This window comes from Roseofilum halophilum BLCC-M91, assembly GCF_030068445.1.
Classification (GTDB): Bacteria; Cyanobacteriota; Cyanobacteriia; order Cyanobacteriales; family Desertifilaceae; genus Roseofilum; species Roseofilum halophilum.
In genome coordinates, this window is record NZ_JAQPOK010000140.1 from 1 (window position 1) to 8,271 (window position 8,271).

The following is an 8,271-nucleotide window of genomic DNA, read 5'->3' on the forward strand; positions in this document are numbered from 1 at the left end:
GGCCCGAAAACAGGAAAACCTCAACCGCAATCGCCAGGGTCTTCGGAGAAACAAGAGGGTTCCGACTGCGATCGTCGATGACCCGATAGAGTTTGAGTTGATGAAACTGCGAAGAGACTTGAATGATGATAGGTAGAGAAAGGAGATTCTGGAGACGTTAGATATTGGCAAAATACGCAACAATCCCCACGATCGCCGCAATTCCCGACGGAACGACAACAACCAGGAAATTTAGGGTGTCGAGCGAGGTTTGAACTTTCACCCGAAATTCGACTAGGCCTTCCTGCCTGTCCTCGCAGTCAATCAAGCGCTGATCTAGGCGATGATAGTACGCTTCGATCCGTTCCCTCAGTTCGCTCTTGTGCTGGTTTTGTATTTCAATCACCTGCTTGTGCCAGCCCAGAGTCGTCTCTTTCAAGTCCTTAGCTCTTGATATCTCGCTTAAGGCTAGTTCCAGGGCGGAGATATTTTTTTGGTGACTTTCCAGTAGGTATCTCAAAGTCTCATCATCTAAATTTTTCTCCATGCAAAATCGTCTCAACCTCTGCGTCACTTCTTTTAGCTCTATTATTCCCCTGGTTAACTTCCGCACCCCATAGGGGTTTATCCCCACATCGACCATCCCATAGGATAAGGTCCCGGTTTTGAACTCGATCTGAGTGCTTGGATCTTCCATCTATTTACCGTCGAGACTCCCTTTCAGTATAGTCTTTGCATATACTTGTAGTTGAGACTCGTGGATTGCGTCCATGTCCGGAATAAAAAAATATGCAAGAGGGTTCACCCAAGCCTGGAAAGACCAGCAAAAAACCGTCGTCAAACAATGGGATAATTGGCTGGGAAGGATAGGTAATGCCCTGGGAAGGGCTTGGCAAGGGTTAAGTGGCGGGATATGGAACGGATTAAAATGGCTCGCTGGAGCTGTTGGATTTGGTGCCGGGACAGTAATAAGGTGGATAACCCAGTCAGTCCAGTATCTGTGGCGATTTAATTGGAACCTTCAGGACGAGGAGATCGACGCGCAAATCGAATCCGATCTACTTGCTCTCTCAGGGCAGCTAGGTGGGGGATTCGGAGCTTCTATTGGCTGGGTTGTCTGTGGCGGGGTAGGAGGAGCGGTCTTAGCAAAGATAGATCCTGCTATGGCTGCTGCAGTAGCAGCAGAGCTGGGAGAAGAGGCAAAAGAGGAATTAGTTCAAGTCTGGACACAGGTGGGGATGCTGGCATTTGACATTGCTGCAACAAACGCCTTCAAGCAGACTTTCAAATTCGCCCGCAGATTAATGAAGAAACAGGAATGGGCTAAAAAAGTATTTGGAGCGAAGTACACTGAACTTATTGAAAACTGGGGAAAGCCCGGAGGGGAGGTCATTTCATTAGCAAAATGGAAAAACGATCGAATAGAAGAAATCCCAAACGAGTACATTAGAACCTTTGTAGAAGAATTCTTTGAGGAGTTTGGAGACAGTTGCAATGAGGCAATTATGGTAATCGCCAATGGCATCGACAGCTACCAGGCGCTCCAATCTACCACCATCCAAGATCAGGTGCTGGGACAGGACATGATCGTGGAGGTGACTCCAAACAAGGCAGAGGGAGAAGAATACCGATTTTACGGGAAAGAGAACCTCGTTCGCCAACAGACCACGTCATTTCTTGCCCAGTACCAAATGATGTACGGGAAGGACATCGGGCAATATGTGGGGGAGCCGGCCCCACAGTACCAGATGAAGAAAATCCACACGGTTAGCGCGGTCATTCTCTGGCAATCAAAGGTTACCCCTCCTCTCAGGGTCAAAGGGGAAAAATTCAAAACCTCAACACTAACCATCCCCGATCTGAAGAAAACCGGCATAACCTGGAGAGGATTACAGAAAGCCGCCGGGAACTATCAGGGGTTTGTAGCGGGGCCATCCAGGTTTTGGGTGAAAATGTCGTGCGGCGCACAAACAACCCTATGGGCTGAATCAGAGGAAATTGCGGAAAAAATAGTCAAGGATTTGATGGGATTTTCCGCTTCCGAGATCGTTGCAGAAAGCGGTGGAACCCAAAAGAAAACCCATCGCCAAAATAAAAATAATCGCAATTACAAGGAAAGAATCCGAGTTTACCCATATAGCGTCACCTTCTTTCGTACAGGAGCCGACAAAACCGGAAGAGTCCGCCTCCTTGACTCCAGAGACGAAGCTGTAAGCCGTCGCTCTTTGAAGCTCCCCCTCTGGCAAAAACTCGATAACCCTCAATATGACAAAGAGATAAAGGAATTTTTAACCGCCGCATTTGCAGATATTCCGAGGGAGTTTTGACCAGACCATATGTTAGTTCCACAGCCAAGACCAAAAAGCCAGCCAGGAAATAGGGGATCTAATCAGAGAGGAGGGAGGAAAATCCCATCTCTTAGCGCTCCACCAGGGGAAGGCCCGATAGATGCCATCAAGGAGGCATTGGCCGGGCCGCCTCTCTTTCATGAGCAGATCCAGGATGCCGCAGGATTCTGGGGAGTCCCCCTCCCAAAAATCCCCAATCCCTTTACCCGCCCAAGAGAAAGAGAAGAAAAGGACATAGAGAGCTTAGGGGAGGCATACCCCGATCCAGACCCAGAATTGACGGAAGAAGAACCCATACCTATGGGGATAGGCGGGTACGAAAATACCCCATGGGGGAACACCGGTAAAACCATTGGAGCCGTGGCACAAGCCAAGCCCGCTCCGACGTTTCCCCCTGAATGGAACGTGCCACAACCAGAGGGGATCTATATTCCCCCATTTCCCTCCCCAGGAAGGGATACGTCCACGTTTGATGTTTTAGGAGGTAGACCAGGAGTTTATATAGGCGTTTCAGTGAAGGCGAACAGGGAAAATAGATACAGTAGCCCAGGCTTTCCTGACGATAGACGGATGTATTTTTACTTCTTGGCGAGAGAGAACGACTACTTAAGCGATGGGTGGCCACAGCAGAGCGGCCCAAAAGTCCGGTTTAAGGGAGTGCAACACTGGAAGGGATACATCCGGCTGGCCGAGCGCTTGCTATCAAAGAAACTGAGTCGATATTTCGATGGGCTGGCGCGTTCGAGTTCCAGTCCCATCAGAGCCACCTACCGCTTGTTAGAAGATGGTAGCTGGAGCGGGCCTCATACCTGGACTGGCTCAGCTACAAGAGGACAAAGCGGATACAATTTTTATTTCACAATAGAAGCGCAATTTGAACGCCCACCTGTGGCTTTTAGCCCATTCCCAAGACAGAGAGGAGAAAAAATGAGTAATTGTTGCCCGACCTTGATTCGCAATCAGAACCGGATGATCAAGGACTTGAAGCTCATCAAAACATGGGTGGGAGCCGACTATAAAGAAGTAGAAGTTCCTCGCCACCCATTTATGGATACAAGTGTTGGGTTTTTAGGGAAAATCCTGGGAAAAGGAACCAGAAAGATTTCCTCTCTCCCCGATCTAATCATGTATTTTATCCAGTCGGTGGACACCATGTTTGGGGATGAATTTCCCATGAAGGTTAAAGTCCCCACTCATATCGTAGAAGGAGCAAAAGCTTCTGGGATTGGCTCTCCAGAAGAGTTTGAGTTGATAACCCCTGGAGAGGCAATAAGAGCGATTTTCGAGGCGACCCTAAACCTTCAGGACGACGAAGGAAACGCTAAAGCTTTGATGACGAAATGCCTCCTGGAAGCGTACAAAGCCAGAGAGGAGGCTTATAAGGCTCGAAATATGCTCGATCAATTTGTGAAATGGACAGGCATTGAAACCGAAGAAGTGAAAAACTTCCTTCAGGCAGAATTCACCCTACCTGAGACAGATAACGATCCGAATAATGCCATCAGTTGGGAGGATTGGAAGAAAAAATACCCCAATCCTGATGAAGAGCTAAAAGCCTTCCTCGAACCCTCGAAAATGGCAATAAAGGGACACTACTTCGATCCAGAGAAGGGGCGTGACTTAATCGATGACTTATATCTTTTGCGGAACATCTACCAAATTGTCCGTGCTGCTCACACGATCTCTGTAGGGAAAAATCGGGAGGGAATGAGGGGGAAGCTTGCCGACTACCTGCTCGACTTCGGAGCAAAATACGCCTATCACGCAGCAACCGCCCCAGCAGAAAGGGAGAAGAGGGGCATAGGGGAGGACGAAGAGGACGATGGATACGACCCCAAAGGGCTAAAAGACTTCCGCAAATTCAGAAAAGTGGTAGAGGGCGGGCTAGTTTCGCCCACAGAAAAGGATACTTCCATCAAATCCCGCAAGGATCGTCCCTATGGCCGCCACCCGGAGGAGACGGCAAAAATTCGGGACATAACCGACGGTTCTCCTGGGGAGCTATGAGAGAAAGGCAACAACTTCATCGATCTCTTCATCCGATGGAGCTGTCTCCCAGCTCAGGAAATTTCGTAGATCTACATCGACCCTCCATGAAGAGAGCCTCGATCGACCAAGCATCCACTCGGATGCTTGGTGCGAAGTAGGGAATTTGATATACAGCCAAAACCATTCATCTATCGGATGTAAGTCGTAGGGGGCGGAGATAGATACATCATTCCGGCGGACACCGTCCGCCGTCTGTCCGAAAACTAAATGAGTGCCCCCTTCGTTGAAGTTGAAAGCATGTAGGTTTGTTCCCCCAAAAAATCCGCCATGTGACCATTCGGATTGTCCTGCATGTCCCCAATAGGGGGTAGGCGATCGGATTTCGGCTAGAATGCACTGCACTGGGACACCAGGATGTAGTAGGTGCATATCGGTACTGTTGTTGGGGTATCTCCAGGCAATGTGCTTCCCCGCAGCACCTTCGACCAGCGTTGGAGCCGTACCACCTGGCACGAGAGAAAAACCCGACGTACTTGTTAGCGCTCCTGGAGCTGCGCCGGACAAATCGAGCCGCATGTTCGCGGCTTGCAGGATCGTCGGTTCGTCCGGGACTATCACCGGCTCGATTTGCTGCATGCTCCTGGAGCCAAAAATTCTAAATTTATTCATCCGTGGCGGGGTACTCAGCCCATTAAGTAAATTGGCTTGTGGGTTGTTCCAAATCCTCAAGAATCGGCATTGAGTAAAGTTGATGGCGGTAGCCCTCAGTTCAGAAATAAAGCCACTCGCCAAGATCACCCAGGCTTGCTTGTCTTTCGATCCGATTAAATGCCCTCGCCACTGTTTAGGCGAAGTTTGAAATTGGGCATCAATCAATTCAATGTCGTAATTTTGTTTCAGGTCAATTTCTATTCCTGAGAATTCCCCGGTCATTTTCTCTGAGGGTGTCCAAGCCTGGTTCCAGTTATTATCAAATGTCACATTGAATGGAGCGTAATTAAGCTGGGGGATTCCATCACTATCTGGAGAAATATGTAAGTAAGAATCAGCTTCCTTTCGCTCTAAAGGCTCGGAGTCGAGTGCGGGGGAACTGCTACCAGTTTCCCCCCAATAGACGTATTCAATTCCCCATGGGAAGGCGCTAATAACGGGATTGTTGGCCTCCTCAGTCTCTTGGGTTATATCCCCGAATAGAGTGACCTCGTACAAATGCCAAATATCATAAGGTGTATTGTCTGTAACTTTGCATTCAATGCTTACCCAGCGTGCGGCGACTTTTGCGAAGTTAATATCACCTTCTAAAAAACCGACAGGATAAACTTCTCTCCATACTCCCATGTCGGTCGAGACTAGAATTCGTCCTTTCAACTTATGAGGAAAATCCCCTGTTTTCAACCTGATTCCATTGATTTGATATTCCTTGCCTAGGTGGATTTGAATCTTTTTATCGTGGGAGTTTCCCGCCGTCGCCGATTCCCACTTTGTCGAGTCGTCCCCATCTATTAAGTAAAGTAAATCCCCTTGCCCATATTCATAGTAAGACGCTCCGGGGGCCCATGGTGCGGATTCGCTCCCAGAAAGTTCCCATCCTGCCTTGGGCAGCATCCCGCTTTTAATCGTCTTGCCATCGGCCGTATTAGTTACGCTCGTGCTTGCGTCCACATTGATCTGCGGAGTAGTGAAGCTGTCCGTCCCAGTTTGACCCGTTCCGAAAATTGCAATGAATTGCCCAGGAATGGGAACGGGGAGACCGAATCCATTATCGACGAACTTGACCTTCAGACCGAAGCCTTGCTGAAGATCGAACCCGGCGGGGGTAGAGGTGTTGCCTAGTAAGTCGCGATCGTACGGAAAGCCCCTGTTCACAATAGGGAGGGAGTTCAGGATTACCTCTTTGGCTGAATCAAAAATATAAAGATCGATCCGCCAGTGTTCGCCTTTCCATTCAGCCTCCCAGATTTTTTCTGCGTAGTTGTCTGGAGACTCTGCCGGTAATTCGTCGGGACGCGCCCACCGAAGCAGCCCCTCCCCGTTCCCCCTTTGAACATTGGTTTTTAAATTCAAAATTTTAATTCTTGTATCCTGAGTCACTGGTGGGAGAAGAACCCAATAGCCATTAGGGGGGTAAGAGGAGAAATCAAATTGAGTTAGTATCTGAGTGATGGTCATGTGGGGGGGGATTAGCAAGGGTGATCCATCCAACCCCTTAAGGAGTCGGATGGATCACATTCTAACAAAAGGATAATCATTCTCACCTTTGTTGGAGTAGAATGGACAAAGATATTTTTGAAGGATTGAACCATGACCATCGCTTCCGATCTGGCAAAAGTCATTATTGATACAGCCTCGCAAAACCAAGCCAAGGCAGAGTTTGAAGGTGAAACGACCGTCTCTTATGACGTGAACTACGAGACAAACCTTTTCAATGCCACGATTGTTTTACCGATCGCTGGAACCGCTTGGAACGCGACTACAAGCAAACTAGAGACCGACATCGCGGACAGCCTGGAAGCGATTCCCGCTCCGTAGTCAAGAGATAAAGTTTTGATCAGGAGGTAAGAAATGCCTGGAATTGCTGCGGCAAAAGGGAAGGTTACAAGGGTGTCGGACTCTGCCCCCGAACGCCAAAGGGTTGTGGTTGCCTGGTTTATGCACAAAGATCCCGGCAAATCGGGGACTCGAAAGCCAATAGGAGGATCGGCCGAATTATATGTAGAAAAATTTTTTGCAGCCTATTTCAACGTCCCGACTGTTGAAGTATCGGAACAAACCGAGGCCAAGGGGATTTTGAAGCAAGTTGCCGCCTATACATCCACAGACCGAGCGGGGCTGCTTTTCACGGAAGATGGGACGGCAAAGCAGGTCGAAGGGTACGTGAGTGCCAAAGACCTGGTTATTAAGCGCACCCCAGCAGGAAAACGGATTATCATTCCGTCCCAAGAGACCCGGACAGTTACTGGAAAAAGCAACAAGAAGTATGTGGTAAGCAAGACCGCATCTTGTACGGTTCCGAGATTTTTTAACAGCTTCATGTGCCAGCAACTCATGGGTTGTCTCTTAAGGACAAACGAACCCTCACAAATGAAGATCGCTGGGAAGCGCTATCGCTGGAAGAAGTTTCCCACAGGGCGATTCACAGATCCAGAAGGCTCCATCTTGGCAGAGGCTGGGGCTTGGTGCCTAACAACGGAATTTGACGCAACGAGGGATTTGCCCTTTGTTGATGCCGACCGAATTCGAGAGCCTTACATTATGAATATGTAAATAAAATGAGATATTCATCCCTGGGGATTGTCACGTTTCCCATAAAAAAAATAGACAATCCCGCAGTCTGGAAGTTTGTCCCTGGAAACCCAGGGCTGGATCAATATTTCTCAATCAGGTTTGCTAGTCCCATCAGTCGCCCCCCGACTAGTGGGACTACTTCGGTTCTGTGGACGTGCAGAGGATGGTTTGTTGACGGGGACTGGATTTGGGGAAATGCACTAAGGATTATTCCCTCAGATGGGAATCGGCACTTGATTCAATATCCAGGCATCCCGTCGGATTTGGCCGCCGACGCAACCCTCCAAAAGCTGGAGTTTGATAAAGTCTGGGAGGGGAGATACAGGAGGTACATTGACGAGCCAAATTGGTATTTAATGGTCGAAATGTATAATCACTCTTAAGAGTTGTTGCCACGTTGACATCGTGGAGGTCACAGGTTCGAGTCCCGTTACGTCCATTGGGTTTTAGGCTTATGATATAGGGATATTTCATCAGAATTTTGGGTCTGAAACCCCGTCCTTCTAGGACGGCTTTGTGGTATAATAGCGTTGGTCAATGACCCACCCGCGACGCAGACGTAACAGAAAGCCTTTACGTGACGAAATCGGGTTTCAACCCGTGGCGCATAGAGCTGCGGTAGACCGGGAAAAGAGGATAGGGCACTAAAAAGTCTAAACTGTAAAAGTTT

The 8,271-nt window shown here is 48.7% G+C and carries 6 protein-coding genes; 4 read left to right on the plus strand and 2 right to left on the minus strand.

Annotated features, from left to right (window positions below; all coding sequences use genetic code 11):
* Window positions 1-157: 157 nt before the first annotated feature.
* A complete protein-coding gene (locus PJF56_RS18055; RefSeq protein WP_283764096.1) occupies window positions 158-676 on the minus strand; it encodes a hypothetical protein in 519 nt (172 codons plus the stop codon).
* A 73-nt stretch (window positions 677-749) separates the two neighbouring features.
* On the opposite strand from PJF56_RS18055, the gene PJF56_RS18060 reads away from it, so the two are divergent.
* Both PJF56_RS18060 and PJF56_RS18065 read left to right on the plus strand, forming a co-directional pair.
* The gene (locus tag PJF56_RS18060) at window positions 750-2,306 is read left to right on the plus strand and encodes a hypothetical protein (protein WP_283764097.1); all 1,557 of its coding nucleotides are present in this window, start codon (window positions 750-752) and stop codon (window positions 2,304-2,306) included.
* A 9-nt stretch (window positions 2,307-2,315) separates the two neighbouring features.
* Window positions 2,316-4,334 (plus strand): hypothetical protein, encoded by a 2,019-nt coding sequence (locus tag PJF56_RS18065; RefSeq protein WP_283764098.1) that lies wholly within the window; start codon window positions 2,316-2,318, stop codon window positions 4,332-4,334.
* On the opposite strand, the gene PJF56_RS18070 is transcribed toward PJF56_RS18065, so the two are convergent.
* Window positions 4,329-6,485 carry a discoidin domain-containing protein gene (locus PJF56_RS18070; protein WP_283764099.1) on the minus strand — a complete coding sequence of 719 codons (2,157 nt, stop codon included), beginning with the start codon at window positions 6,483-6,485 and terminating at the stop codon, window positions 4,329-4,331. The genes PJF56_RS18065 and PJF56_RS18070 overlap by 6 nt on opposite strands.
* A 132-nt stretch (window positions 6,486-6,617) precedes the next feature.
* On the opposite strand from PJF56_RS18070, the gene PJF56_RS18075 reads away from it, so the two are divergent.
* Both PJF56_RS18075 and PJF56_RS18080 read left to right on the plus strand, forming a co-directional pair.
* Window positions 6,618-6,845, plus strand: a complete 228-nt coding sequence (locus PJF56_RS18075; protein WP_283764100.1) for a hypothetical protein — start codon at window positions 6,618-6,620, stop codon at window positions 6,843-6,845.
* Between the two features lie 72 nt (window positions 6,846-6,917).
* A complete protein-coding gene (locus tag PJF56_RS18080) occupies window positions 6,918-7,580 on the plus strand; it encodes a hypothetical protein (protein ID WP_283764101.1) in 663 nt (220 codons plus the stop codon).
* Window positions 7,581-8,271: the final 691 nt, after the last annotated feature.

Coding starts and splice junctions, on each gene's coding strand:
- PJF56_RS18055 (WP_283764096.1), bottom strand. CDS start 676: ATGGAAGATCCAAGCACTCAGATCGAGTTCAAAACCGGGACCTTATCC.
- PJF56_RS18060 (WP_283764097.1), top strand. CDS start 750: ATGTCCGGAATAAAAAAATATGCAAGAGGGTTCACCCAAGCCTGGAAA.
- PJF56_RS18065 (WP_283764098.1), top strand. CDS start 2,316: ATGTTAGTTCCACAGCCAAGACCAAAAAGCCAGCCAGGAAATAGGGGA.
- PJF56_RS18070 (WP_283764099.1), bottom strand. CDS start 6,485: ATGACCATCACTCAGATACTAACTCAATTTGATTTCTCCTCTTACCCC.
- PJF56_RS18075 (WP_283764100.1), top strand. CDS start 6,618: ATGACCATCGCTTCCGATCTGGCAAAAGTCATTATTGATACAGCCTCG.